The following is a 25,824-nucleotide window of genomic DNA, read 5'->3' as shown; positions in this document are numbered from 1 at the left end:
AAAAGGAGATTGAATATGATTTCCATCAAAGGATTAACGAAACGATTTGATCAGTTAGAAGTCTTAAAGGGAATGAACGTAGAAGTCGATAAAGGACAGGTAATCGTCCTGATCGGACCTTCAGGCTCCGGGAAGACAACTTTCCTCCGTTGTCTGAATGCCCTTGAAATCCCGAATGAGGGGACCGTTTCAATAGGAGGAACGGCGGTAGACTTCACGAAGAAAGCCTCCAGGCAGGAGCTTCTTCAACTAAGAAGAAAAACCGGGATGGTATTTCAAAATTATAATCTGTTCCCCCACATGACAGCTCTTGAGAACGTCATGGAAGGTCCTACGGTCGTGCAAAAGCGTAACAAGGGAGAAACAAGGAAGAAAGCCATCAGGCTGCTTGAAAAAGTGGGCCTGGGTGATAAGGTCGATTACTATCCATTCCAGCTTTCAGGTGGGCAGCAACAGAGGGTCGGCATTGCAAGGGCCCTCGCAATCGAGCCGGAAGTGATGCTCTTCGATGAGCCAACCTCTGCACTCGATCCCGAACTGATAGGTGAGGTCCTCAAGGTCATGAAAGACCTTGCTGAAGAAGGAATGACAATGGTCGTCGTGACACACGAAATGAGGTTCGCGAAAGAAGCGGCCGATAAAGTCATTTTCATGGATGGGGGCTATATTGTCGAAGAAGGCCCTCCACAGGAAGTATTCGAGAACCCGACGAATGAACGGACGAAGCAATTCCTTAACTTAATACAATAAAGTGAGAAGGTGAATGGGGCGTGGGCTCATTCATCTTTTTTTAGATTTTGTTCATATAGTCAGCTAACGTTAATAAACTTTTCAGAAAAAGGTTAGAAGGGACGTTTTAGTGGAAATATGGTAGTAGTTGGATCATTTACAGGGAGGAATGACAATGGAATACCGTATTGAACGTGACACAATAGGAGAAATGAAGGTGCCAAAGGAAAAATATTGGGGGGCCCAGACTCAAAGGAGTAAGGAAAATTTCCAGATCGGCACCGAGAAGATGCCCATCGAGGTTACATATGCCTTTGCACAGTTGAAGAAGGCGGCTGCAGTCGTCAATCATTCACTTGGAAAGCTTTCTGAAGGGAAGATGAAGACGATTGGAAAGGCCTGTGATGAGATTTTGGAAGGGACGTGGGATGACCATTTTCCCCTGGTCGTATGGCAAACGGGAAGCGGGACACAGTCCAATATGAACGTAAACGAAGTAGTGGCTTATCGTGCCAATGAACTTCTCGGTGAAAACGGCTCGGAGGAGAGGGTTCATCCTAATGATGATGTGAACATGTCTCAAAGTTCCAATGACACATTCCCGACTGCCATGCACGTAGCGGCGTATCAGGAAATCGAATCCAAGCTGTTTCCCGTGCTTCAGGAATTCATTGCAACACTGAAAGAGAAAGAAAATCAATTTCAGGATATTATAAAAATCGGCCGTACCCATCTCCAGGATGCAACGCCGTTAACTCTTGGGCAGGAAATCAGCGGATGGCGCTCCATGATGGAAAAATCCTATAGCATGACAAGAGAAAGTGTACAGCGTTTGGTCAACCTTGCCATTGGGGGAACAGCAGTAGGAACCGGGATCAATGCAGATCCGACTTTTGGCAGCAAGGTTGCGGCACAATTAGAAGTACAGACAGGCATCAAATTCGTTTCATCTGATAATAAGTTCCATGCCCTGACATCCCATGATGAAGTCGTGTTCGTCCACGGTGCCATCAAGGCATTGGCAGCGGATCTAATGAAAATTGCGAATGATGTCAGATGGCTTTCAAGCGGACCACGAAGCGGCATAGGGGAAATGACGATACCTGCCAATGAACCAGGCAGCTCCATCATGCCGGGGAAGGTGAACCCGACACAAAGCGAGGCTGTGACGATGGTTGCCACACAAGTGTTTGGAAACGATGCGGCCATAGGCTTTGCCGCAAGTCAAGGGAACTTCGAACTGAATGTATTCAAACCGGTCATCATTTATAATATGCTGCAATCCGTAAGGCTGCTTGCGGATGGGATAAAGTCCTTCAACGACAAATGTGTGAAGGGTTTAGAGGCAAATCGGGAGGTCATTGAAGACTTTGTGCAAAGGTCACTCATGCTCGTGACGGCACTAAACCCGCACATCGGATATGAGAAGGCTGCAGAAATTGCGAAGAAGGCCCATCAGAACGGGTCTACATTAAAAGAAGCAGCCCTCGAGTCAGGTTACCTGACAGAAGAACAGTATGATAAATGGATCGATCCGGCAGCCATGGTCCATAATAAATAAAGACATAATGAAACTCCCGGCCTAAAGACCGGGAGTTTTATCCATTCATATTAACTTGCTGATTATTTTTGGTACCCGCCACCGATTTGTTGTTCAGCCATTTGAACCAGGCGTTTTGTGATTTCTCCACCTACAGAACCGTTAGCACGTGCTGTTGCATCAGGTCCTAATTGTACGCCAAATTCAGAAGCGATTTCGTACTTCATTTGGTCGATTGCTTGTTGAGCTCCTGGAGCTACTAGTTGGTTAGATGAATTGCTGCGAGATTGTTGCTGTTGCATAATCTGTCATCTCCTTAAAATGTATATGATTTTTTTGGTTGGGTTAGCTGGAATTGCACCAGCCCGCTATTCCATGAGCGACCATCTTATTATGGTATAACCCATCGGGTGGGGTTTAGTGAAGGCTTGTTTCTGCCTTGTTACTAGGTATTATGGTTTCTCTGAAGGATTATATTCAAGGGGATGACAGGGAATTTATTCCTATTAAATCCCTGCAAGTTTTCTACATAAATCACCATGATTGTAAAAAGGATAACACTATACAAAGATTTAGATTGAAAGTATGGTGACACATCATGAAAGCTTGCGCGTTATGTAACGGAATCGTTGAATACAGGGGACTTTGCAAGAAATGTGGAGACTCGACAACGGATCAGGGCAGATATTATGATTTTTACGATGAGTATAGTGCGTATATGGATATTCAGCACGTGCAATTAGCCGACGGCATTCCGAATAGCAGCTGCTCTGATACTTGTCTTCATCTTTTTACATGCATCCGGTGTGGGGAAGAAGAAGGCAAAAGTATAGACCTGACGGAATTTTAATAAAAAATGGCGCACCCTGCTTTCGGGGTGCGCCATTTCTTATATGATTATCGAATTCTTGACTCAGACTCTGAATCAAAGAAATGAGCTTTATTCATATCAAATGCCAGGTCGATCGTTTGACCTGCAACGATATCTGTACGGGAGTCAACACGGGCTACAAACTCTTGTCCTTCTAATTGAGAATATAACATCGTTTCAGCACCCGTTAATTCAGATACTTCAATCTTCGCCGTGATCTTCGCACCTTGAGCAGTATCAAGGAAAAGAGGCTCGTCATGAATATCTTCAGGACGCACACCAAGAATGATGCTCTTTCCTACATGTCCTTGCTCGCGAAGCACCTTCATTTTTCCTTCCGGTACAGAAACTTTCGTATTACCGATGACGAATTTCCCATCTTCGAGTGATCCGTGAAAGAAGTTCATGGCAGGTGATCCGATGAATCCGCCTACGAAGACATTCTCCGGTTTATCATAAACCTCTTTAGGAGAACCGACTTGTTGAATCACACCGTCTTTCATGACCACGATACGTGTGGCCATCGTCATCGCTTCTGTCTGGTCATGTGTTACGTAGATCGTTGTTGTTTGTAAACGTTGGTGAAGCTTGGCGATTTCAGCACGCATCTGTACACGAAGCTTTGCATCAAGATTGGATAAAGGCTCATCCATCAAGAACACTTTCGCATCACGGACGATGGCACGGCCAAGGGCTACACGCTGACGCTGACCACCTGATAATGCTTTCGGTTTACGATCAAGCAGTGCTTCAAGACCGAGAATCTTAGCTGCTTCCTGTACGCGGCGGTCAATTTCCTGTTTATCGAACTTCCGCAGTTTAAGACCGAATGCCATATTATCATACACACTCATATGAGGGTATAGGGCATAGTTCTGGAAAACCATTGCGATGTCACGGTCTTTAGGTGCCACATCGTTCACGCGCTTGCCGTCAATCGAGAAGTCCCCTTTTGAAATTTCTTCAAGTCCTGCGATCATGCGCAGGGTAGTGGATTTCCCGCAGCCCGATGGACCGACAAATACGATGAATTCTTTATCTTGAATGTGAAGGTTAAAGTCATTTACCGCTGTTACCTTACTATCATAAATTTTGTGGATATTTTCTAATTTTAATTCAGCCATTTCTTTTTTCCTCCTCGAAATGCAATCGTTTTCATCTATAGATTCATTGTAGAGAAAGCGGATTCATAACGATATGGTCAACCTGCACAAAGTTGCCTAACGATTATTGGGCAGGTTGTCAGATTGGTAGCTTAAACAGGCAAAGTAGGCAAGGATTCCTCCTTGAAAGCTTTTAATATCTATATTTGTTTTTTCGATAAACTTATCAATCCGGTACTGGACGCTGTTCCGGTGCATGAATAATGTCTTGGCGGTTTGACTGATATTGGATTGATTTTCAAGAAAGGCCCTAATGGTGTGAATTTGTTCAGGATCTTCAGAAAAGAAGTCGGCGACCTTTTTAAAGAAATGCTCCTCCCACTCGTGTGGAAAGTGGTAGAGGGCGAATTCAGGCAGAACCGTCACGGCCGACTGGATGAATGCCTGCTTATGAATGGTTCTTGAGAACGAAAACAGCTCTCGCTCATGGGCAAAAAAAGCAGGGAGATGTGAATCGGTTTCATGAAACTGCCCTATGTAAAAAGAAGGGGTGACGAAGAAGTCCGATTCAATGACATGGGAAATCGACAGCAGCTGTTCCGCATCCATGTTCCACTCATGCTTCTTTTCTATAAGCAGGCCCATACGTTCGGCCAGGAAAACGAGAATGGTCCCGTGTGGTAACAAATGTTGAAACGCTTCTCTCAGTTGAAGCTGATCCCTGTCTTCCTTCAGCCTGAATTGTATGATGCGGAACTCTCCATCATTCATTGTGGGGACAGGACCGTTTTCCAATAAGTAATTGTACCACTCCGCGGAACCGGGAGAATCATTCACGATTCCCGCTGAAGGGGTGATCTCTTTAAACAAGCAATATAATAAATCCAATTCCGGCTGGGAAATCTCTGATTGATCGATCCCTATATACTCATTTTCTTGTTCGTTTGTAAACCAGACTTTCGTAGACTCGATGCTGGCGGGATAATGGTGCTGAATGATGGCACCAGGATATTTTTTACGTAAAGATGTAAACATGTGATCCCTCTTTGTTCATTATTATAGTAAAAAAGGTTATAATGACATTGTACTGAAATAGCTGGAGTAATCAAAGAGTGCATGATTGCAAAAGTACAATAATTTTAATACTATTGTATAATGAATAATTCTTATGGGGTGTCCTGAATGGAATATACAAAAGAAGTAACCAATCGAATGAAACGTCTTGAAGGTCAGGTCCGCGGTGTATTGAAAATGATGGAAGATGAGAAACATTGTAAGGATGTCGTTACTCAACTATCAGCCGTCCGTACTGCCGTTGACCGCACGATCGGCCTCATCGTGGCAAAGAATTTGGAAGCGTGCATACGTGAGTCAGAAGAAGAGGGCATAAAGGCGGAAGATGCGATTCAAGAAGCTGTCAATATGCTCGTTAAAAGTCGATAAAAGGTAAAAGCTGCCGTAGGGAAGATTCCTGATTGGCAGCTTTTTTTGTCCATATTATCTTGGTGGCTCTTCGTAGTCTGTGATTTCAACTGCTTCTTCAATGTTCGTGGTGTTTTCCCTCATGTGGACGGAACCTCCGGACATACCTTCGTTGATGAAACGGTCGACATCGAGAAATGCTTTTTCTTTTCCTTCGTAATTCGTATCAGGAAGGAATTGATCGTTTTTATTATCTTTTTTCATGCTTATCAGCCTCCTTTCTTTAGTTTTAGAAAGGGGGCTGAAGTTATGCATGGAGGAGGATTAAATTCTTTCGGACTGGGGTATTATGTAATTTGCATCACTCATAAACATGGAAAAGCATCAGTTCATGCAGCTGCTTCTTAAGGACCTCTTCCTTGTCAGCCGGAGGATTGGGGCCGGTCCATTCAATTCGTCCATCCTTATGATATGTTCCTGTATATTTCGTCCCGCTGTAATAAAAGGAAAACGTCCAGCCGGGAAGCTGTTTATTTTCGTACATGTTCTTAAATTGAAAATGTTGAATCATCATTTGTCACCTCCATTCATATTGTAAACGTTTTAACTCGAACTGTGTAGGACCGGGCTGTGAAATGTATCATAAATGGAGTGCTTCTCTAATAGAATTTACTGAAGAGATAGGGGAGGGACGAAGAATGAATTCGTTTATTCGTGATTTAGAGAAGGCGATCAGTGATGAATGGACAGGTTATTATTTCTATAAAGAGTTAAAAGCGCGGACCAATAATCCACTGTACGTTGAGTTTATTGAACACGCTCAAAAAGACGAAAAAGAACATTATGAAATGTTTCAATATCTTCATTATTTATTGACGGGAGAGTATTATGAACACAAGAAAGAAAAGGTGGGGTTCACCACCTTTAAAGAAGGGGTGCTGCGTGCACTGAAGGATGAACTTGAGGGTGCGGAGTTTTACCGGGATATGCTCCTTGAGATTCCCAATCAGCAGGCGTATAAACCACTTTTTATTGCCATGACAGATGAACAGGAACATGCAACCAGATTTTCAACCATCTATAATTCTTTACGATAAGCAATAACGAAAAAGGTTGAACCTTGTGTCAATCACGAAGATTCAACCTTCACTGTTTTGTGCACTGAGTGTCATGAATGTACGGACAAGCTGTTTTCTCCGCTTCGTCTCAATCTCAATCTCATCAAAACACATCGGCTTTGAATTAATTTCAAACAAAACGAATCCCCCTTGTTCCCTGGGAGCAAGGTCAATGGAAAACTCCCCTACATAGCCAAACGATTTGGCCAATTCTTCCCCGCATATTTGAACGATCCTCGAAATTTCTTTTTTTGTTTCTGCATCTGCTACTTCCTTCAAGGAAATGATTTTGCCACCGGCAGGTACATGTGTTGTGACTTCCTGACGCTGGGACATGCGGACCCCAATACCGATTAAACGGAAATCTTCTCCTGTGTGAAGGACTAATATGCGAAAGTCGAAACGGTGTTCGTGCACTGTTTTACAAGGAACCGCTTCCTGCATGATCCACTGATTGCCCAGAAACCATTCGTTATACGTTTGATGAAGACGGGAGATCGATACGAACCTCTCTATCTTCTTAATGCTTTTACATAAGACTCCGCCTCTGTCGTCCATTTCTATCAGACGGATGCCTTTTCCCTGTGAAGCGAGGGAGTGTTTCACATATACTTTCTGATGAGTGGCCAAAAAGCGTGAAAGGGAAGCTTCATCGGTAATCAGTTCGGTCTTTGGCAGGTATGCTTTGAGTTCATCATTTTTGGATAACAGCTGGTAGATTTCCCATTTGTTAAAGAAATGGGGATTGAAGAAAGGAATCCCATGCTTTTTGATGAAACGAAGAAGCTTTTCGTATGATTGATTTTGCTCGGCATGCCTTGAGGGGACCCGGTTGTATATTACGTTGGGAACTGGAAATAGGCATCTTACCCATTTGTGTAAATCATGATTATACATGATTCCCTCGATCGAATCACCCAGAACATCCTGCGGGGAAAAGACGAAACAGATTCCTCCAGACTGCTCGACATCCTGTTGTATCGACCGGAATAATTCAAAGTTTCCCTTATATTTGTTTCTTCCCTCCTTACTCGAGACGATGCCGACTAAGGGAATCGCGGGACGATTCCTCATTCGGGGGGAGATGGAAAATGTATAGCATTGATTGGAAGCTTTAGAGGATAAGAGAAAGGAATCCTTTGCAAATGCATAGGTGGTAATAGGTTCTTCCCTGTGAAAAAAGGTCTTCTTTATTCGGTCGTAAAGGATAATCATGGAATCATTTCCTCGGGATGATCCAGGCTTTGGTGGGTGAGGAAAATTCCAAATGATAAGGCGAGTTTCCTTGTTAATAAATCAAACCTTTTTAAGTCAGGATGGGAGAATATCGACCTGCCTGGCTTTGAATTTGCTTCAAACATCCAAATGCGATGTTGATCGTCCACACCGAAATCGAATCCTATTTCACCGATGAATCCTTCAAGGTTTCCCTCGATGGCATGTGACAGCAATAAAGCCGCATCCTTTAAAGCCTCTTCAATGGTCTGTCTTTCACTTGCTTCCGGGAATAGTTCTGAAAGGATCTTCACTTCTCCTCCATTGTTCGCATGTGTCGTCACACTTCCTGCTCCTGCCACTTTTCCCGCCATTGCACTGACTTGCCAGCTGCCATCTTCGTCTTTATTCGTATGGACCCGGAAGTCAATAGGGCGATTATTCTCTTTCAGTAAGGAGATTCCCTGCTGGACGACAAAGGAGTCCAGGTTCCTGTTTTTTAACACTGTATTGGCCAGCTGTTCCAGTGATTTAAACTTAAGTAACCGGTTCTTCTGATCTCCGTCCCTGAAACGGCAATAATACTCTTCTGTGGACCGGTTATACGTGATTTTGTGTATTCCGTTCCCGAGACTTCCGTTTTTCGGCTTCAAATAAATATGGTAATAGGCGGAAAGCATTCGTTCCATTTCCTCAAATGATTGGAATGGTCTGGTTTCTGGAAGAAAGTGTTGAACCGTGCGATCATTTTCCAGTCTCTCGAAAAGGTCGAGTTTATTGAAGAACCCTGGATTATACCACGGAATGCCGTACTCTCTTTCCAATCTCTCCTTTAGTCCCTGATATGTTTTCCGCTTTTCGCTCTGCCTGTTCGGAAGTCTGTCATAAATCACATTCGGGAAAGGGATTTCTTCGATTTCCCACCCTTCCCCAAAATGAAAAAATCCTTTGATGAGTCCATTTTCCCAATCAATATGCCGTTCTCCAAATACAAATGGGATGACTCCCAAGGAAGATTGAACCGATAACAGCTTCTTGAAAAAGTGGGATCGTTGTCCGATGGGACTTAATCGGAAACTTGTGAAACCGGCAGTGAATATTCCTATGAGTACCCCTGCGTGTAAGCATTCATCTTTACAATAAAGGGAGAGGGAATCGACTTTTGATGGTAGGTGCAGCTTTTCCGCTAAACCTGTACTGATCCCCAATACATTCCGGCCATTCGGATGACGCCTGCAGATGGCAGGTTGTCTTCTGGTCCCAAGTATCACAGTATGTGGAAGGATGTCCTCCTCGATTCTGAATCCGGACGGAAGGTAGAGGATGCTTTCTTCATCTTGGAAGTATTCGACTTTATATGCATGAAGCATTAGAAATCACCTCGCCTTAAGGATGAAAGAGATTGTGAGGATAGAAAGTCACAATAATCTAATGGTGCCTGATATAATGTTGATAATTTCCCGGGATGTAATGCCTCCACCACCTTATGCCCGGGCTTGGAGTTAAGATCCAGGATCCATAGGGAATGATCATCCCCAATAATGAGGTCGACTCCAATTTCAAAAAGAGGGGAAAAATGTTTTTCAAGAAGGATAGGGACTTCTTCCAAAATGGATGTGAGTTCTTCGTCGATAAAATCCCATGCATGCGAGTCATGATTATCCTTCCACTCCCTGTAGGAAAGATAGGAAGCACCGCGGCTGATATTCGTCAGGATTCCATTCTCTTCACCTTTACGGATCGCACGTTGAAATTTCCTCCATTCTCCCTTCTGATCTTTATTCATGAGAACGCGCATATCGAAAGGGGCATTTCCTTTCGTCAGGTTTGGCAGCCTTTTTTGACAAATGAACGTGTTAAGCTTGAGTATGTGGTCAACCCATTTTAGAAAGACATCTTCATTTGCAAAAGATTGTTCTATGATTCCCTGCTTTTTGGTGGTGCGAACGACAATTTCATGTGGATGTGCAACGAGATGATAAACGGCAAAACCATGAGCTCCGTCGACAGGTTTGATTATTATATCTTTATGTTCGATGAGGAGATTTAATAAATGTTTTCCATCGGATACTAAGGAGGTTGCAGGGATATAGGGGGCGAGGGAGGTCTCTTTCAGCTTTTCATATAGATGCCATTTGTTAGGTAATCCGTAACCAAGGAAACGGATATGCTCTTGGTTCTTTAACCATTGAACGACGGCCCTCGCCTGCCGGGACTTCAGATCCTTCTGATAATATGTTCTGTCATAGATATACTCAGGGATTTCAAAGGCATCTTTTTCCCATTCCCCCGTCACCCTGTCAAAATGAAAACCTTCCACGGTTTCGTTTAAAGGGGATATCCCCTGTGGAGAAAACAGGTAAAGATCAATTGGGTAGGCAAGAGACTGTTTGGCGATTTCGAGAAAGTATTCGTTCGTCACATCCGGTGTAAGGGTCATGATGCCCAGTGAGTGATTCATTTGTGTTGTTCCTCCTTATTTAGTCCATTTGGCAAAACTGAATTCATAAAGGGCTTTAACCGATGGACGAATTCTGTCGTTCTCTAAGTAGGTTCGTTTAGATGGCTTGGAATTGACCTCGATCAGCCATGGCTTTCCCGACTTATCAATTCCAATATCGATGCCAAACTCTGCGAAATGGCCTTCAAGGCTATCGGCAAGAAGCTTTGAAGCATGGATACATAATTCTTTCATCTCTTTCATGATAGCGGCGCTCTCCCTGGGTGAAAAAATCGTTTGCAAGACCACGAGGGGCTTTTCGATCCGGCCACCCTGGTCGACATTTGCCACGAATTGGTCTTGAGAAGCAATTCTTGCAACCGATGAGACCAGCCCCCATTCTTCATCGCGATTCTGATGACAAAGAAATCGAAAGTCCAAAGGCTGTCCTTCGACTGTAAGAAAGGGGATCGTCTCCTGAACCAGGTAAGAACGATTGCACCAGGCCTTAAGTTGTTTGTACAGAGCAGGGTAGGTCGGGAAAGTTAGAGGATTCTCAGGAGAAAATGAATTCTGCTGCATGTGATAACCATCTTCTCTTTTTTGGATCCTCATGATGTAGCGTCCTTTGCTCCCATTTATCCCTTTGACGAAAACATCGTGATATAAGGTAAGCATCTTCTCCAAGGGATGCAGTCCCTTTACGGTCTCGGGCAGGTGAGGAGAAAGGATGGGACTGTCTTTTAATGCGTCGTAGACCTGGTCTTTGGACAAAAAGCCGGTATTGAAAACCTTGATGCCCTGGTCCAGTGAGCGGTCAAGAGCCTTTTGAAAGGAAGGTGACCTCTCTGTTTTTCGTGAGTGACATCGATTGTACAGGACATGGGGATCAGGCAGCGGGCCGGTTTCCCAATCGTTACCGTTATAATAAACACCCTCCGCGTTATTCCCGACGAAGGAGGAAAGGGGGAGCAGGTAGAAAAATCCACCTTTTCGTTGAAACCATTCCTGACACTCTGTAAAATATTCTTTTAAAGAGTGGGAATGGATGGTCTCAAGCGAAGATTGATTGAGTAAGAGAGCCACAACAGGTCCCATATGGATCACGGCATTCCTCGTGTCGATGGAGATCCATATATTTTGCAATGGAGGGATGGATGCGAATAATGAATCCGATGTATCCAACATAATCTGTATAGAATCCGTTTTTGTTTCCACGCATGTTACGTCAAGATGGGAGCTGCCACATTTCAACGTCATATGCCGTTGAAAGGGGAAGCGGTCCATCAATTTTCCTGGAATATATAAATGATGATGCTCCTTATTATGTTGATGCGAAATAAATGAACATTTTATCTTCATCCGACATTCCCCGTTTGCATAACCCGTTCGATTGACTTTATAATAATTTATTGGGCTAATGTTGATATAGCATTCTATGTAAACATAGGCAAAATGTTCAAACGAGAAGTAGAAAAGGAAGGTGCACTCATGCTAGATGCTTTCATCCTGGTATTATTCATGGTAATCATTGGGGCCATTATTGGGGGAGTCACCAATTCACTCGCAATAAAAATGTTATTCAGGCCTTATCGGGCATACTATATCGGAAAATTCAAAGTCCCATTTACACCCGGACTGATCCCGAAACGCCGGGGGGAGCTGGCGGAACAACTCGGGAAGATGGTGGTGGACCACTTAATCACCCCTGAAAGCCTTCAGAAGAAAGTGATGAATGAAGACTTCCAAAAGGATGTGACCCATTGGCTATCTGAAGAATTACAGCCGGTATTCTCATCCGATAGAACGGTGAATGAGTGGCTCGACACCCTTCAAATCCCCGTCTCTTCCGATCGAGTCAATGAATGGCTAGAGGACTGGATCGCAGTAAAGATCAAGGATGCAAAGACGTCCTATACCTCTTTGAAACTGGAAGAGGCACTTCCAGAGAAGTGGCAGGAAAAGGTTTCAGAAAGTATTCCGAATCTTGTGGACTTCATTGCAAACAGGGCTGAAACATATTTCACAAGCCCGGAAGGAAAAATGAAAGTGAAGATCATGATCGATGATTTCCTGAAAGAACGCGGCATGCTCGGAAATATGCTTGGCATGTTCCTTGGTAACACGTCGGTTGCGGATAAAGTGCAGCCGGAAATTGTCAAGTTCATCAAGCATGAAGGCACACAGGAGATCCTCTTTAACCTCTTGACCCAAGAGTGGTCGAAGCTGAAACAAATGAAGCTGGAAGAATTCATCGACAGATTGCCGGAAGAGGACCTCATCCAGACCGTCCAGACGTCACTGGTCAAACTCGTCAACATCGACGGTCACCTCTCCAAGCCGCTCAGGTCTTGGCTCGAACCGCACAAGCATTCCTTCTTCGACAAACAACTGCCGAAATGGGTGGATAGAGGGACGGATCTATTATCCAAGAAGATCCCGAACCTCATGGAGAAGATGCACCTTCAGCATATCGTTCAGGAGCAGGTGGAATCCTTCTCTGTCGGCAGGTTGGAAGAACTCGTCCTCGGCATTTCGCGGCGAGAATTCAAAATGATCACCTATCTCGGGGCTTTGCTCGGCGGCGTGATCGGGATCATTCAGGGAATGATCGCTCTTTTCATCTCCTGATAAGGGTCCTTCCTAGAAATCCACCCCATTGTTTGTTATAGTGAGGGAGACTGAAATTTTAGGAGGTACGTATTTTGGCTATTAACTTATATGATCAAGCAAACGAACTGGAAAGTGCATTGCGTCAGAGCGATGAATTCCTACAACTGAAAAAAATGTATGATGAAGTAAACAATGACGAATCTGCTAACAAGATGTTTGAAAACTTCAGAAACATTCAAATGACGCTTCAACAAAAACAAATGAGCGGTGAAGAGATTTCACAGGAAGAAGTGGAGCAGGCTCAAAAAACAGCTCAACTTGTTCAACAGCACGACAAGATTGCGAAGCTTATGGAAGCTGAGCAACGCATGAGCATGGTGATTAATGACTTAAACAAAGTCATCATGAAGCCGCTTGAAGAACTTTATGGTTCCATGCAACAATAATACTGATGAGTAGGGACCGACTTCCTGATGGGGAGTCGGTCTTTTTTTGTTGGGCTTTTCCCCCCCTTGGCATATTTGTCTCCCATCCTTCATAAAAGTAAAGAAAGGGAGTAGACAACATATAGGGGGACACCAATGATGATCTATCGAATGCTGGCTTTGAATATTGATGGCACGATTGTAAATGAAAACGGAAAAATTGCGAAGGAAACGAAGGAAGCGATTGAGTACGTTCAAGATAAAGGGGTTCCGGTCACATTGGTTACAAGCCGGAGTTTTACTTCTGCAAAGAAAGTAGCCAAAGCCCTGAAGCTTGAAAGTCCGATTGTGACACACAGCGGTGCCTATATTGCAGGAGAGCTTGAAAAACCGATGTATGTGAAAAAAATTGCGGAAGACATAACCTATGAAATCTCACAATTCCTTGAAGGCTTTTCATGCCAGATACACCTGTCCCATGAAAAGCGGTCCATCGTAGGTAAAACCAGTACCGGGGCACGTGAGATGGCAAGGGTCTCCTGGCAAAGAGAATCGAAATTACTTTACAGCAAACAGTTTGTGGACCGGGTCAGTGATCACCTGTTGGAGAATCCAATGTCGGTACCGAAAATTTCGGTAGTGATGGAGAACAAGGAAGACGTGTGGGACGTTGTCGCTTCGTTAAAAGGAATGTATGAAGAAGTGGACGCGATTCCGACGTCTGACTATAAGGTGGATATCGTGCCAAGAGGTGTTTCAAAGCTCAGGGGATTGATGTACCTGTCTGAGCGTCTCGGAGTGAAGAAGCACCAAATCGTGATGGTCGGATCCGGGATAGATGACATTGATTCCATGGAGTGCTCGGGCCTCGGTGTCGCCATGGGGGATGCACCCCGTCAAGTGCGGGAAGCGGCGGACTGGATCACACGCAGTCAGGTTGAAAAAGGGATTCCGTACTTTGTCACTGAGTTATTCCGTAAACAACATCCCATTCCATTCTTGAAAAAAATGAACATCATAAAATCGTAACTAGAGGAACACCCCGTCATTCCAACAGGAATGCGGGGTGTTATTTTGTTGGGAGGTTTCGGACCATTGACCATTCCCACCCCTTTCTGTACACTTATAAAAGCTTATTAGTTTTATGAAAGGTGATTAGAACGTGAATGTTTTGATAAAAGGAATCGAGGATGAGCGTTTTGAACGTCCCCTGCGATTGATAGCGAATTTATTCTTTGAAGAGTCCGCCATACACTTCGGTGATTGTGTTGAGCCCGATCTTCAAGTCCAAATAGAACTTTCTTCAGATGACAAGATAGAGGCGGAAGCCGTATTAACTGACTCAAGGGAACAAGAACAATCATACACGGCACGCTATGAGCATGGCTGGGTGCCTTATGAAAATGAGAAAGAACGGTTCAAACAGTTGAAAACGGCTGTTTCCCATGTGTATTTAAATGTTCTTCAAGATTTGACGGGGATCAGGCAGAAGTGGGGCATATTGACGGGAATCCGTCCCACGAAACTCATTCATAAGCAAACCCAGCTCGGATTGCCCAAACAAGAGATTCATGAGAAATTAAAAAAAGAATACCTGATCACGGATGAAAAGATCGAGCTGATGCAAAACATCGTCGACCGCCAATTATCCGTTGTACCGGATCTCTATGATCTACAGCATGAAGTGAGTATTTATATCGGTATTCCATTTTGCCCGACCAAATGTGCTTATTGCACATTTCCTGCCTATGCCATTCTCGGTAAACAGGGGAGGGTCGATTCCTTCCTGGCGGGACTTCACTATGAAATTCAGGAAATGGGACGCTGGATGAAGGAAAACAATATCCAGATTACGACCATCTATTACGGCGGGGGTACACCAACATCCATCACAGCCGAAGAAATGGATGCCCTGTATGAAGAGATGTACCGTTCTTTCCCGGATGTCGACAAGGTAAGGGAAGTGACAGTGGAAGCAGGGAGGCCGGATACGATTTCCGAGGATAAGTTAAAGGTCCTCAATAAATGGAATATCGACCGGATCTCCATTAATCCTCAATCGTACACACAGGAAACATTAAAAGCGATCGGACGTCATCATACAGTGGAAGAAACGATTGATAAGTTTCATTTATCCCGTGGTATGGGAATGAACAACATCAATATGGACCTCATCATCGGTCTTCCAGGGGAGGAGCTTCCTGAACTTCAGCATTCTTTGGACGAAACAGAGAAGCTTATGCCGGAATCATTGACGGTTCACACCTTATCCTTTAAGCGGGCGTCTGAAATGACGAAGAACAAGGACAAGTACAAAGTGGCGGATCGGGTTGAGATCGGGAAGATGATGAATCTTGCTGAGGAATGGACGAAGGAGCACGGTTATGAGCCGTACTATCTATACCGCCAGAAGAACATTCTCGGTAACCTGGAAAATGTAGGATATGCGCTTCCCGGGCAAGACAGCATCTATAACATCATGATCATGGAAGAAGTCCAAACCATCATTGGAATCGGATGCGGGGCGGCAAGCAAATTCATCGATCCGAAAACCGGAAAGATCACGCATTTTGCCAATCCGAAAGAACCAAATGCGTATAACCTTGGATTCAAAGAATATACGGACAAGAAAATCAAGATTTTGAATGATTTATTTTCATAAAAATGAAACGCGCCACTTCACAACATGAGTGGCGTGTTTTTTTATTATGAAGTCAGTTTCCTTGCTCATTTCATGAATATTTCATTCCTTCTTAAAGGAGATATCATCATAAAAGGAGAATTAGTAAGATAGACATAGGAAATCAGACATTTATTGTAAACGCTTACTATATTGAGGGGAGAGATCGAATATGATGCAAACACCTCTGCTATTGACACAAATGATTGAACGAGCCGAAAAGTATTTTCCCAAGAAAGAAATCGTATCCCGAACAGAGTCCGGTATCAACCGCTTCACATACAAACAGTGGGGTGAGAGAACGCGGCGGCTTGCAAGCTCCCTTTCGAAACTCGGTATCGAAGAAGGGGACAAAGTCGGTACACTCGCATGGAATCATCATCGTCATCTGGAAGCATACTTTGCGATTCCATGCAGCGGAGCCGTACTACATACGATCAATATCCGCTTATCGCCCCAACACATCGTTTACATCATCAATCATGCCAGGGATCAAGTATTGCTCATCGACCCGGACATTGTCCCGCTCATTGAAAAGGTCAAAGATCAGATCCCGACGGTTAAAGCCTTCATTGTCATGACCGATGGAGACTTGCCTGAAACGACTCTTGAGCCAGTGTATCACTATGAAAGATTGTTGGAAGAAGGAGATCCATCGTTCCAATTTCGCAGCGACATTGATGAAAATGCCCCTGCGGGAATGTGTTACACGTCGGCCACGACCGGAAACCCTAAAGGAGTCATCTATTCCCACCGTGGAATCGTGCTCCATGCGATGGCACTGGGACTGGCTGATACGACAGGCGTCAGTGAAAGGGACGTTGCCTTGCCGGTGGTACCTATGTTCCATGTGAACGCCTGGGGACTCCCGTTTGCGTCTGTCTGGTTCGGTAGTAAGCAGGTTCTGCCGGGACCTTATTTCACCCCTGGCCTCCTTGCCGGGCTCATGCAGGATGAGAAAGTGACCATTTCCGCAGGGGTACCGACGATTTGGCTTGGATTACTCAATGAATTGGAGAAAAATGAGTATGATCTCTCAAGCCTCCGTTCCGTTCTTTGTGGGGGATCAGCAGCCCCAAAAGGGATGATCAGAACATTTGAAGAAAAATTCGGCATCCCGTTCATGCATGCATATGGAATGACGGAAACGAGCCCACTCGCTGTGATCGCTGCATCCAAAAGCTATCATGACGACCTTTCTGCCGAAGAGAAGCTCGACTTGAAAGCGAAGCAGGGGATCCTCGTTCCCGGATTAGATATGAAGATCGTCGGGAAAGATGGGGAAGTGGCATGGGATGGAATTGAAATGGGGGAGCTTGCCTTAAGGGGTCCATGGATTGCTTCTGAGTATTATGAAGATGATCGCACCGAGGATGCGTTCAGGGATGGCTGGCTTTATACGGGAGATGTCGTCACCATTGATGAAGAGGGCTATATCAAGATCGTCGACCGTACGAAGGATTTGATCAAATCAGGCGGGGAATGGATTTCTTCCGTAGATCTTGAAAATGCCCTCATGGCACATGAGCATATCTTTGAAGCCGCTGTGGTGGCCGTTCCCCATGAGGAGTGGCAGGAACGTCCGATTGCCTGTGTCGTCTTAAAGGAATCGGGAAAAGGGAAGGTGACGAAAGAAGAAATCATGGACTTCCTGAAACCTCAGTTTGCAAAATGGTGGCTTCCGGATGAGATTCTGTTCCTGGATGAAATCCCGAAAACCTCTGTGGGGAAATTTTTGAAGAGAGCTCTCAGGGACCAGGTGCAGGATAAAATGAAACAAACTTAATTGAGACGGGAGATCGGCTCTATGTCGATCTCCATTTAAAATTATTGTACTTTTCTAAATAATCATTCTGCGCTATGCTAGTAGAAAGGGGAGGGATTTTTTTGACAGTGTCAAATCAATATGAAACAGTAAAATTACATAAGGATGGGAAGGTGGCGAGGGTTCACTTGAACCGGCCGCAGTCCCTGAACGCATTGGATGCCCGGCTTATGGAAGAGTTGCTGGCTGCTTTGAAGGAAGTGAAAAATGATCCATCGATTTCTTTATTGATCCTGACAGGGGAGGGTAAGGGATTTTCTTCCGGGGGAGATATTAAGTCCATGCTGTCATTAAGTGGAGAGGAGCAGTTTTCACGGATCATGGATACGATCAGTGAACTGGTGATGACCTTGTATTCCATGCCGAAAGTGGTCCTGACAGGCATTCACGGGGCAGCGGCTGGGCTTGGGCTGAGTCTCGCCCTCGCTTCTGATTATATCCTTTGTGAAGAAGATAGTAAGCTCGCCATGAACTTTATCGGAATCGCCTTGATCCCGGATGGAGGAAGTCATTTCCTTCTCCAGGAACGCCTGGGGACGCATAAGGCAAAGCGTTTGATCTGGAATGGAAAAGTATTTGAAGGACAGGAAGCCCTAATGAAAGGACTCGTCGATGAAGCCATTCCTTCAGGGAAATTGGAGGAAGGCATAGAACGCTACACGAAACAGGTATTGAGTGCGCCGACGAAAGCAATGCTGAAAACGAAAGAAGTATATGTGGAGTTGAACAAAGAAAGATTGCAGCATGCACTCGATCTTGAGAAGGAAGGTCAGTGGCTCATGCGCCAAACCTCCGATCACCAGGAAGGCATTCGCGCATTCGTGGAAAAGAGAAGACCTGAATTCAAGGGTGAATAGTGAATCGATAAAGGGAATCAGCCTTAGAGGGTTGGTTCCCTTTTTAAAAATGTGCAATAAAAAAATGCATTACAGCCATTGAAGTCTGTAATGCAAGAAGGAATCCTACACGTGAAACAGCAAGAGTTTCCCAAGCGGGGACGTACAGCGATGCGTATGTTCAGAATATCCTTTTTCCTCAAGCATTGTTTCTCCCATCTTCTTCGCTTCGCTGTCGGAAGAAGCTTCGAATGATTCGTCCAGGATCTTTTTTCCGTCACGCTCAAATACCGTCAGTTTGTATACTTTCATTATGTAATACCCCTTTTTCTTGAAATGATGTTCTTCTTTATTTTTTCATATTATCATTTTTTTGGGAAGTCTAAATAGTTTGATAATGAAAAAATACTGGGAAATGAAACCTTTTATGGATAGAATCGTAGAGTACTAGAGAGATAAGATACAGGATTTCAATAATGGGCAACAGGAGGGAAAGCGGAAGATGAGTTTAAAATTACAACAGGTGACCAAAAGGTTTGGGGATTTCACAGCGGTAGATGAGCTGTCACTTGAAATTCCCCCAAGTGAAATGTTCGGCTTCCTTGGAGCGAATGGAGCCGGAAAGACGACGACGTTCCGAATGGTGTTAGGATTGTTGGATGCAACAGAAGGCAGGATCACGTGGGACGGCAAGGGGATTGATTATTCCACCAGTCCGGAAATCGGGTATCTCCCGGAAGAAAGAGGACTATATCCGAAAATGAAGGTGAGTGATCAAATCGTCTATTTGGCACGCCTCCGGGGGATGGAAAAGAAGACGATCCTGAAAGAATTGGATTATTGGCTGGAGCGATTCAATGTTCCTCAATACCTAAATAAAAAAGTGGAGGAACTCTCCAAAGGGAATCAGCAGAAAATTCAATTCATCGCATCCGTCATTCATAAGCCGAAGCTATTAATACTCGATGAACCATTCAGCGGTCTTGATCCCGTGAATGTGGAGCTATTGAAGGACGCCGTAAGGGAAATAAAAAAGAACGGAACGACCATTGTGTTTTCAAGTCATCGGATGGAGCATGTGGAGGAGCTTTGTGAAAGCTTATGCATCATGCATAAAGGCCGTCCAGTGGTGCATGGCGGACTGAAGGAAATCAAACGTTCCTTTGGAAAGAAGAATGTCGTGATCCATGCAGACTATGATCTTACGTACTTAAGGGACATGCAGGGAGTGACAAAGCTTAAAGAAACGACGGAAGGAGTCCTGCTTCAGGTGGAATCCGAGGCTGCCGCTCAAGGGGTATTCCATGATGTCGTCCAAAAGGGCTTCCTGCGCAAATTCGAGCTGGAAGAACCTTCACTGAACGATATATTTATAGAAAAGGTGGGCACTTCATATGAATAATTTCTTCTTGATCCTCGGTCATTCCTATATGTCAAAATTGAAAGCCAAGTCCTTTATCATATCCACCATCATCATTGCCGCTGCCCTAGTCCTACTGGCCAACTTCGACAGCATCATTTCGAGTTTCACAGATGATGAAGGGAGCAGGGTAGCGGTTCACGATGAAACGGGCAAATTATATGAACCGCTCCTGCAGCAGTTGAAGACGATGAATAGTGAGATTCAATTAGAGCCCGCAGCGGAATCAACAAATGAAATCGAGAAAAAAATAAAGTCAGAAGAATTTAAAGGTTTACTGGTATTAAGTGAAAACAGTGATGGGCTCCCACAGGCTCTGTATAAATCGAACTCATTATCAGAGTCCGCCGTGACCGGGGAATTGCAGGCAGCCCTGCAAAATGTAAAATCGTCCCTTGCTGCGGGTAAACTGAATCTGTCCGGGGAGGAGCTCTCCTTGTTAAGTGCCCCCGTAGATTTCGAGAAAGAAGCACTCCTTGAGGGGGCGAAGTCTGAAGAAGAACTGAGTCAGGCGAGGGGCATCGTTTACGTCTTATTATTCTTTATCTATTTCTCGGTCATTGCCTATGCGAATATGACTGCGATGGAGGTCGCCACCGAGAAAAGCTCCCGGGTCATGGAAATCCTCATCTCAAGTGTGTCACCGGTAAAACAAATGTTTGCCAAAATCATTGGAATCGGTCTCGTTGGCTTGACTCAATTAGCCGTTATCCTTGGTGTCGGATATTTTACCCTGATCCGCAAGAAGGATGAACTGGTAGGAGGATTCTTTGAAGGATTCGGATTTGAATCCCTGTCACTCAGTGTCATCATTTATGCTGTCATCTTCTTTCTGCTTGGTTACTTCCTGTATGCAACCCTGGCAGCGTTACTCGGCTCACTCGTGAGTAGAATCGAAGATGTCCAGCAGATGATCATGCCGATGACCTTCCTGATCATGATCGGATTCTTCATATCCATGTTTGGCCTTGGGAGTCCGGAATCGGGCTTTGTCACGGTTACATCATACATTCCATTTTTCACTCCGATGGTCATGTTCCTGCGTGTAGGGATGCTGAACCTCCCTGTATATGAGCCGATCATCGGGATACTCGTCCTGCTTGTGTCCATCACTCTTCTTGGAGTTTTCGGTGCGCGGGTCTATCGTGGAGGAGTGCTCCTATATGGGAAGTCCAATTCGTATAGGGATATTAAGAAAGCAATCGATTTAACATCAAAGAAATAAGTGGAAGGCTGTCACGTTTAAACTGGCAGCCTTTTTTTCATGAATCGGATAAATTGTACATACATACTGAAATCTTCGCCGGTTTTAGGATATAATGAATGAATAGCAGAACGTATATTCGTAGTGTTGAAGGAGGGGACTTCATGGAGGACATAAAGTTTTTTCATGTAGCAGACTTGCATTTGGACAGTCCGTTTAGGGGTCTGAAGCATTTACCAAAAGAAGTATTTGAACGAATACATAATAGTACCTTTGCTTCTTTTGAAAAAGTGGTGAAAGAAGCGATAGAGAGAGAAGTCGACTTTATGATTCTCAGTGGGGATCTGTTTGATGAAGAAGACCGGAGCATCAGGGCGCAGGCTAAGTTGGCGAAACAATTTCAAATACTTCATTCACATGAAATCCCTGTATACGTCGTTCACGGAAATCATGATCATCTCAGCAGCCGACGATTAGAACTTGATATGCCGGATAACATACATATTTTTCACGAGAAAACCGAAGTGAAACAGCTTACTACAAGGAAAGGTACCCTGGTTGAACTTGTGGGGTTCAGCTATGGAACAAGGCATATCCGGGAAAGAAGGATCGGGGAATATCCTAAAGGAACGGCAGACCGTTTCACGATCGGAATCCTGCATGGAAGTGAAGGGAGCATGCATTCTTCTCATGAAACGTATGCCCCTTTTACGATAAATGAGTTATTGGAGAAGAATTACCATTACTGGGCACTCGGGCATATTCATCAACGCCGGATATTGCATGAAGAGCCCTTTATCGTTTATCCCGGAAATATCCAGGGGAGGCATCGAAAGGAGACTGGTGCAAAGGGATGCTATGAAGTCATACTTGGTGAGCATGGGACAGAGCTGACGTTCATTCCCACCAATGATTTGATATGGGAAACATGTGGTGTATCCCTGCATGGTATAGGGAGGTTTGGTGAGGTGTTTCAGCGCATCCAAGGGGCGATGGAATCCATAAGTGAAGATAGCTTGATTGAAATCGTCCTAACCGATGGAGATTCCCTCCCAGAAGATATGATGAGCAAGGTTGAAAATGGTGATCTCCTGGAGGCGCTGCAATCCGATATAGAAAATCAGGGGAAATTGAAATGGGTTCACTCCATACGCCGGTCTCCCGGCACCACAGTGTTAAAGGAAAGGGATCCCTTTCTACAGGATGTGATTTCAACTCTTGAAAGCTTGGAAGGGGAAGAGTGGAAAGAAGTCCTGGCAGAGCTGTATGAACATCCGTCGATCTACCGATTTCTTGAACCTTTGGAGGTCGAAGAGAAGAACGAGCTGATAGAAGAAACAAAGCACTTACTTAAAAGTGGGGGTGAAAGAAATTGAAGCTGAAGGAACTTCATATTTACGGATATGGGAAGCTTGAGAACAAGCATTATACACTTAGCGATCTTCAATTATTCTATGGAGAAAATGAAGCGGGTAAATCGACGATCATGTCCTTCATCCATAGCATCCTATTCGGTTTTCCAACGAAACAGCAATCTTTGCTGAGATACGTACCGAAATCATCGACCGAGTATGGTGGGAAAATCCTTTGTCAAACGGAAGAGCAAGGGGTTGTGAGCATCGAGCGGATCAAAGGGAAGGCTGCAGGAGACGTAACTGTCCAATTTGAAGATGGAAGAGTGGAGGGAGAAGAAACCCTCCAACAATTGTTGGGGAATATGGACCGGTCCACCTATCAAAACATCTTCTCGTTCAACCTGGATGGCCTACAAAACATCCAACGACTCAAAAAAGAGGAACTGAACCAGTATTTATTCACAGCGGGTTCTACAGGGACGGACCTTCTATTAAAGCTTTCACAGGACTGGCAGAAAGAAAGGGAACTGCTGTTTAAGAAATCAGGCAGAAAACCGAAGATCAATGTAGTGCTTTCCCAACTGAAAGACCTTGAAAAACAAGTTAAGGAAGGCAAAGAGAAAAACGATCAGTACCTGCCCCTCATAGCGAGACGAGGATCACTGGAGTCGGATATATCAGCCATGGAAAGGGAAAAGGAGCTTCTTTCTGAAAAGAGGGAAAATCTTATTTCCGTAAATGAAAATTGGGATACCCTTGTCCAATTTTATGATGTGGAAAATCGCCTTTCCGTACTGAATGACCTCGATTTCCCTCCAAACGGATTAGAAAGAATGAACGAGCTGAAAATCGAAGAAAGACAAACGTCAGCCTATCTTGAGACCCTGAAGAGCAAGCAAAAGAATCTACAGGAAAAGTTGGAATCAGATGATCTGGACCTTACATTAAGTGAAGACATTCCGTATATGGAGAAACTATTGTCCCAGCAATCCTCTTACCTGAAATGGAAAGAAGAGAGCAGTGAACGAAGCAGGGAATTGAGAATGGTCCAAAGTAAAATCAGCGACACAATCCGTGAATTGGGACTGCAGATTGACATGGAAAATATCCCGTCATTGAACACTAGCCTGATGATGTCTGAAAATATCCAGCAGGCTTTGGACCATCAGACCAAACTCCTTCACGAACAAGAAAGCCTGGATAAGCTTCAAGAAGAGGAAATGGAAGAACTTCAGGCCATTGAAAAAAAATGCGAAAACTTAGAAAAACGATTAATGGAAGAGGATGAATATCAAGAATTACAACGAAAGGTCAAAGCTCTCACCGGCAGGCATTCTACGAAGGAGCAGATGGAATGGGTGAATCTGCAAGTAAAGGAGGCAGAGGAAAACTATAGCCGAAAAAAAGCCTCCTATTCGTATCAGATGCTTATCAGTGGTGGAGCACTCCTGATAGCAATGGGATTCGGTTTATGGGGGATGTTCTCCGGCAATTGGATCATGGCGGGTATGTGCTTGCTGGTTATGATGGCTGTCGGTGGAACCATCTTTCAATCGAGGGAGAATGTCAGGAAAGAAACCCTCACCCTCCAAAAGCTCAAGGCAAGAGCTAAAGAAATTCAACCGGAGAATACCGGGACTCTGGATACAGCAGAACAAAGCCTGTCGGAACAAATGGAATTTCGTAACGAGTGGAAGCAGCGGGTCCTATCGTTAGAGGAACAGGAGCTGAAGATGCAGAAGCTTCACGAGAGAAAGGAAGAGCTTGAGAAAGCAATCGTCCAGGGAGAGGGAAGGATAGAACGCCTGAAACGGGAATTATACTTACCTTCCGATTTTCATTGGAAATGGCTGCGTGATGCATTTGCCAAGATGAAAGAATTAGTCTCTTCCTATGAAATATGTACTCATCTATCCGATGAAGTGGCTTATTCAGGAGAGAAAGTGAAAGAATTCACTGAAGAATGCCGGGATTGGTTTCACCGTCACTCCCTCTTGTTCACGACGGTGGAGGAAGCACTCCTTCAATTGAAAAGGATGCTCCAGGATCTGGAGAAACGTCAGCTGGTAGTTGAAAGTATTGCTGCAGAGTTAGAGCCATTATCCTTGGACATCGAAAAGCATTCCATAGAAGTTGGGAAGATCCGTCATGATATGCATGACCTTATTCATGTAACTGGTTGCTCCGGGGAAATGGAATTTCGGGAGAAGGCTCTGAAGGTTCAGGAACGAAACGAACTCTGGTCTCAATATAGGGGGATGAAAACGAGATTGACCAAAAAAACCCTTGATACGTTTCTTGAGTTTCCGTCGTTGGAAGAAAGCAGGAGAGAATCATCCCGGGTCTTACAATCCATCGATGAGTTGTCAAAGGAACTCTCCGCTCAGCAAAAAGAACTCGCCTCCCTTTCGTATGAAATCAAAACGTTAGAGGAAGGTAAGAGTTATTCGACCATCCTTCAAGAATTCCAAAGTAAAAAAGCCGAGGTTGCAGAGCTAGCCTTTGAATGGTCTAAATATACATTGGCAGACGTCTCCTTAAAGAGAACCATGGAACTATATCAGAAAACCAAAATGCCGAAAGTCATAGAACTTGCAGAAGAAAACTTCAGGGAACTGACAGAAGGGCATTATCAACGCATTTTCTTGTTGGACGATGAGATGATCAAGGTTGAGAGGAAGGATGGGACGATCTTTCATGCAATCGAACTCAGTCAAGGTACGAAAGAGCAGCTTTTTATTTCGATTCGCTTTGCCCTCATTCAATCTATCGGTGATAAATATCCTTTGCCTGTTTTGATAGATGATGGGGTAGTCAATTTTGACCTGGCCAGGACAAAGGCATTTCTTTCGCTCCTAAGGAAAGTGGCAAGGGACCATCAAGTGTTATTCTTCACCTGCCACCCCCATATCAAACAATCGTTTACGGATGACGAGATGATTGTGTTAAAGAGGAAGGAGTCGATCCGGACTTCTTGAGTACAAAAATATGATATACTGAAACTACTTTTATAGTGGAACGGAGGAGA

General features: G+C 44.4%; 25 protein-coding genes. 15 read left to right on the top strand and 10 right to left on the bottom strand.

Annotation, left to right across the window (positions count from 1 at the left end):
• The first annotated feature begins 15 nt into the window (after window positions 1-15).
• Together AM506_RS02720 and fumC are read left to right on the top strand one after the other, a co-directional pair.
• Window positions 16-750 (top strand): amino acid ABC transporter ATP-binding protein, encoded by a 735-nt coding sequence (locus AM506_RS02720; RefSeq protein ID WP_060670530.1) that lies wholly within the window; start codon window positions 16-18, stop codon window positions 748-750.
• Window positions 751-904: 154 nt separating this feature from the next.
• On the top strand, window positions 905-2,290 hold the full coding sequence (gene fumC / locus AM506_RS02715) for a class II fumarate hydratase (protein ID WP_060670528.1): 1,386 nt from the start codon (window positions 905-907) through the stop codon (window positions 2,288-2,290).
• Window positions 2,291-2,352: 62 nt separating this feature from the next.
• Here the strand turns inward: fumC and AM506_RS02710 are convergent, their stop codons facing one another.
• On the bottom strand, window positions 2,353-2,571 hold the full coding sequence (locus AM506_RS02710) for an alpha/beta-type small acid-soluble spore protein (protein WP_034763234.1): 219 nt from the start codon (window positions 2,569-2,571) through the stop codon (window positions 2,353-2,355).
• Between the two features lie 296 nt (window positions 2,572-2,867).
• Here AM506_RS02710 and AM506_RS22445 point away from each other — a divergent pair, with 296 nt between their 5' ends.
• A complete protein-coding gene (locus AM506_RS22445; RefSeq protein ID WP_152968513.1) occupies window positions 2,868-3,119 on the top strand; it encodes a hypothetical protein in 252 nt (83 codons plus the stop codon).
• 47 nt (window positions 3,120-3,166) lie between these two features.
• On the opposite strand, the gene AM506_RS02705 is transcribed toward AM506_RS22445, so the two are convergent.
• Window positions 3,167-4,264 (bottom strand): ABC transporter ATP-binding protein, encoded by a 1,098-nt coding sequence (locus tag AM506_RS02705; protein ID WP_060670526.1) that lies wholly within the window; start codon window positions 4,262-4,264, stop codon window positions 3,167-3,169.
• Between the two features lie 96 nt (window positions 4,265-4,360).
• A complete protein-coding gene (locus tag AM506_RS02700) occupies window positions 4,361-5,278 on the bottom strand; it encodes a PucR family transcriptional regulator (protein ID WP_060670524.1) in 918 nt (305 codons plus the stop codon).
• Between the two features lie 147 nt (window positions 5,279-5,425).
• On the opposite strand from AM506_RS02700, the gene AM506_RS02695 reads away from it, so the two are divergent.
• A complete protein-coding gene (locus AM506_RS02695) occupies window positions 5,426-5,686 on the top strand; it encodes a metal-sensitive transcriptional regulator (protein WP_034763238.1) in 261 nt (86 codons plus the stop codon).
• Between the two features lie 54 nt (window positions 5,687-5,740).
• Here the strand turns inward: AM506_RS02695 and AM506_RS02690 are convergent, their stop codons facing one another.
• Together AM506_RS02690 and AM506_RS02685 are read right to left on the bottom strand one after the other, a co-directional pair.
• Window positions 5,741-5,929: a hypothetical protein gene (locus tag AM506_RS02690; protein WP_060670522.1), complete on the bottom strand. Its 189-nt coding sequence runs from the start codon at window positions 5,927-5,929 to the stop codon at window positions 5,741-5,743.
• A 97-nt stretch (window positions 5,930-6,026) separates the two neighbouring features.
• Entirely contained in the window at window positions 6,027-6,236 is a 210-nt protein-coding gene (locus tag AM506_RS02685; RefSeq protein WP_060670709.1) for a YheE family protein, read from the bottom strand.
• A 127-nt stretch (window positions 6,237-6,363) separates the two neighbouring features.
• Between AM506_RS02685 and AM506_RS02680 the strand changes: the two genes are divergently transcribed.
• On the top strand, window positions 6,364-6,762 hold the full coding sequence (locus AM506_RS02680; RefSeq protein ID WP_060670520.1) for a ferritin-like domain-containing protein: 399 nt from the start codon (window positions 6,364-6,366) through the stop codon (window positions 6,760-6,762).
• 42 nt (window positions 6,763-6,804) lie between these two features.
• Here the strand turns inward: AM506_RS02680 and AM506_RS02675 are convergent, their stop codons facing one another.
• The 4 genes from AM506_RS02675 to AM506_RS02660 are packed head-to-tail and all read right to left on the bottom strand — an operon-like array spanning window position 6,805 to window position 11,800.
• Window positions 6,805-7,998 (bottom strand): YheC/YheD family endospore coat-associated protein, encoded by a 1,194-nt coding sequence (locus AM506_RS02675; RefSeq protein WP_060670519.1) that lies wholly within the window; start codon window positions 7,996-7,998, stop codon window positions 6,805-6,807.
• Window positions 7,995-9,368, bottom strand: coding sequence for a YheC/YheD family endospore coat-associated protein (locus AM506_RS02670; RefSeq protein ID WP_060670517.1), 1,374 nt, complete (start codon window positions 9,366-9,368; stop codon window positions 7,995-7,997). Before AM506_RS02670 ends, AM506_RS02675 begins: the two co-directional genes overlap by 4 nt.
• Window positions 9,368-10,459: a YheC/YheD family endospore coat-associated protein gene (locus AM506_RS02665; protein ID WP_060670515.1), complete on the bottom strand. Its 1,092-nt coding sequence runs from the start codon at window positions 10,457-10,459 to the stop codon at window positions 9,368-9,370. The genes AM506_RS02670 and AM506_RS02665 overlap by 1 nt, the downstream gene beginning before the upstream one ends.
• A 15-nt stretch (window positions 10,460-10,474) precedes the next feature.
• Window positions 10,475-11,800, bottom strand: coding sequence for a YheC/YheD family endospore coat-associated protein (locus AM506_RS02660; RefSeq protein WP_060670514.1), 1,326 nt, complete (start codon window positions 11,798-11,800; stop codon window positions 10,475-10,477).
• Window positions 11,801-11,929: 129 nt separating this feature from the next.
• Between AM506_RS02660 and AM506_RS02655 the strand changes: the two genes are divergently transcribed.
• The 6 genes from AM506_RS02655 to AM506_RS02630 all read left to right on the top strand — a co-directional run bounded on the left by AM506_RS02655 (window position 11,930) and on the right by AM506_RS02630 (window position 18,838).
• Window positions 11,930-13,069 (top strand): DUF445 domain-containing protein, encoded by a 1,140-nt coding sequence (locus AM506_RS02655; protein WP_060670512.1) that lies wholly within the window; start codon window positions 11,930-11,932, stop codon window positions 13,067-13,069.
• A gap of 74 nt (window positions 13,070-13,143) precedes the next feature.
• Entirely contained in the window at window positions 13,144-13,497 is a 354-nt protein-coding gene (locus tag AM506_RS02650; protein ID WP_060670510.1) for a YlbF family regulator, read from the top strand.
• Window positions 13,498-13,632: 135 nt separating this feature from the next.
• Window positions 13,633-14,505 (top strand): HAD-IIB family hydrolase, encoded by an 873-nt coding sequence (locus AM506_RS02645; protein WP_327205513.1) that lies wholly within the window; start codon window positions 13,633-13,635, stop codon window positions 14,503-14,505.
• A gap of 133 nt (window positions 14,506-14,638) precedes the next feature.
• Window positions 14,639-16,138, top strand: a complete 1,500-nt coding sequence (locus tag AM506_RS02640; RefSeq protein WP_060670508.1) for a coproporphyrinogen III oxidase — start codon at window positions 14,639-14,641, stop codon at window positions 16,136-16,138.
• A 190-nt stretch (window positions 16,139-16,328) separates the two neighbouring features.
• A complete protein-coding gene (locus AM506_RS02635) occupies window positions 16,329-17,942 on the top strand; it encodes a long-chain fatty acid--CoA ligase (RefSeq protein ID WP_060670506.1) in 1,614 nt (537 codons plus the stop codon).
• Between the two features lie 101 nt (window positions 17,943-18,043).
• Window positions 18,044-18,838, top strand: a complete 795-nt coding sequence (locus AM506_RS02630; RefSeq protein ID WP_060670504.1) for an enoyl-CoA hydratase — start codon at window positions 18,044-18,046, stop codon at window positions 18,836-18,838.
• Between the two features lie 105 nt (window positions 18,839-18,943).
• Here the strand turns inward: AM506_RS02630 and AM506_RS02625 are convergent, their stop codons facing one another.
• Window positions 18,944-19,129 carry a YhzD family protein gene (locus tag AM506_RS02625; protein WP_060670502.1) on the bottom strand — a complete coding sequence of 62 codons (186 nt, stop codon included), beginning with the start codon at window positions 19,127-19,129 and terminating at the stop codon, window positions 18,944-18,946.
• Window positions 19,130-19,319: 190 nt separating this feature from the next.
• Here AM506_RS02625 and AM506_RS02620 point away from each other — a divergent pair, with 190 nt between their 5' ends.
• From AM506_RS02620 to AM506_RS02605, 4 genes are all read left to right on the top strand, one after another.
• Window positions 19,320-20,219: an ABC transporter ATP-binding protein gene (locus AM506_RS02620; RefSeq protein WP_060670500.1), complete on the top strand. Its 900-nt coding sequence runs from the start codon at window positions 19,320-19,322 to the stop codon at window positions 20,217-20,219.
• Window positions 20,212-21,462, top strand: a complete 1,251-nt coding sequence (locus AM506_RS02615) for an ABC transporter permease (protein WP_060670498.1) — start codon at window positions 20,212-20,214, stop codon at window positions 21,460-21,462. The genes AM506_RS02620 and AM506_RS02615 overlap by 8 nt, the downstream gene beginning before the upstream one ends.
• A 143-nt stretch (window positions 21,463-21,605) precedes the next feature.
• Complete coding sequence (locus AM506_RS02610) at window positions 21,606-22,817, top strand: metallophosphoesterase family protein (protein ID WP_060670496.1); 1,212 nt, start codon at window positions 21,606-21,608, stop codon at window positions 22,815-22,817.
• On the top strand, window positions 22,814-25,774 hold the full coding sequence (locus AM506_RS02605) for an ATP-binding protein (protein WP_060670494.1): 2,961 nt from the start codon (window positions 22,814-22,816) through the stop codon (window positions 25,772-25,774). Before AM506_RS02610 ends, AM506_RS02605 begins: the two co-directional genes overlap by 4 nt.
• Window positions 25,775-25,824: the final 50 nt, after the last annotated feature.

This window comes from Rossellomorea vietnamensis, from assembly GCF_001305855.1.
Classification (GTDB): Bacteria; Bacillota; Bacilli; order Bacillales; family Bacillaceae_B; genus Rossellomorea; species Rossellomorea vietnamensis_A.
This window is presented reverse-complemented; position numbering and strand designations above follow the sequence as displayed.

Bases quoted from the DNA above. Each gene is read 5' to 3' on its own strand.
- AM506_RS02720 (WP_060670530.1), top strand. From the start codon at position 16: ATGATTTCCATCAAAGGATTAACGAAACGATTTGATCAGTTAGAAGTC.
- fumC (WP_060670528.1), top strand. From the start codon at position 905: ATGGAATACCGTATTGAACGTGACACAATAGGAGAAATGAAGGTGCCA.
- AM506_RS02710 (WP_034763234.1), bottom strand. From the start codon at position 2,571: ATGCAACAGCAACAATCTCGCAGCAATTCATCTAACCAACTAGTAGCT.
- AM506_RS22445 (WP_152968513.1), top strand. From the start codon at position 2,868: ATGAAAGCTTGCGCGTTATGTAACGGAATCGTTGAATACAGGGGACTT.
- AM506_RS02705 (WP_060670526.1), bottom strand. From the start codon at position 4,264: ATGGCTGAATTAAAATTAGAAAATATCCACAAAATTTATGATAGTAAG.
- AM506_RS02700 (WP_060670524.1), bottom strand. From the start codon at position 5,278: ATGTTTACATCTTTACGTAAAAAATATCCTGGTGCCATCATTCAGCAC.
- AM506_RS02695 (WP_034763238.1), top strand. From the start codon at position 5,426: ATGGAATATACAAAAGAAGTAACCAATCGAATGAAACGTCTTGAAGGT.
- AM506_RS02690 (WP_060670522.1), bottom strand. From the start codon at position 5,929: ATGAAAAAAGATAATAAAAACGATCAATTCCTTCCTGATACGAATTAC.
- AM506_RS02685 (WP_060670709.1), bottom strand. From the start codon at position 6,236: ATGATTCAACATTTTCAATTTAAGAACATGTACGAAAATAAACAGCTT.
- AM506_RS02680 (WP_060670520.1), top strand. From the start codon at position 6,364: ATGAATTCGTTTATTCGTGATTTAGAGAAGGCGATCAGTGATGAATGG.
- AM506_RS02675 (WP_060670519.1), bottom strand. From the start codon at position 7,998: ATGATTATCCTTTACGACCGAATAAAGAAGACCTTTTTTCACAGGGAA.
- AM506_RS02670 (WP_060670517.1), bottom strand. From the start codon at position 9,368: ATGCTTCATGCATATAAAGTCGAATACTTCCAAGATGAAGAAAGCATC.
- AM506_RS02665 (WP_060670515.1), bottom strand. From the start codon at position 10,459: ATGAATCACTCACTGGGCATCATGACCCTTACACCGGATGTGACGAAC.
- AM506_RS02660 (WP_060670514.1), bottom strand. From the start codon at position 11,800: ATGAAGATAAAATGTTCATTTATTTCGCATCAACATAATAAGGAGCAT.
- AM506_RS02655 (WP_060670512.1), top strand. From the start codon at position 11,930: ATGCTAGATGCTTTCATCCTGGTATTATTCATGGTAATCATTGGGGCC.
- AM506_RS02645 (WP_327205513.1), top strand. From the start codon at position 13,633: ATGATGATCTATCGAATGCTGGCTTTGAATATTGATGGCACGATTGTA.
- AM506_RS02635 (WP_060670506.1), top strand. From the start codon at position 16,329: ATGATGCAAACACCTCTGCTATTGACACAAATGATTGAACGAGCCGAA.
- AM506_RS02625 (WP_060670502.1), bottom strand. From the start codon at position 19,129: ATGAAAGTATACAAACTGACGGTATTTGAGCGTGACGGAAAAAAGATC.
- AM506_RS02620 (WP_060670500.1), top strand. From the start codon at position 19,320: ATGAGTTTAAAATTACAACAGGTGACCAAAAGGTTTGGGGATTTCACA.
- AM506_RS02615 (WP_060670498.1), top strand. From the start codon at position 20,212: ATGAATAATTTCTTCTTGATCCTCGGTCATTCCTATATGTCAAAATTG.
- AM506_RS02610 (WP_060670496.1), top strand. From the start codon at position 21,606: ATGGAGGACATAAAGTTTTTTCATGTAGCAGACTTGCATTTGGACAGT.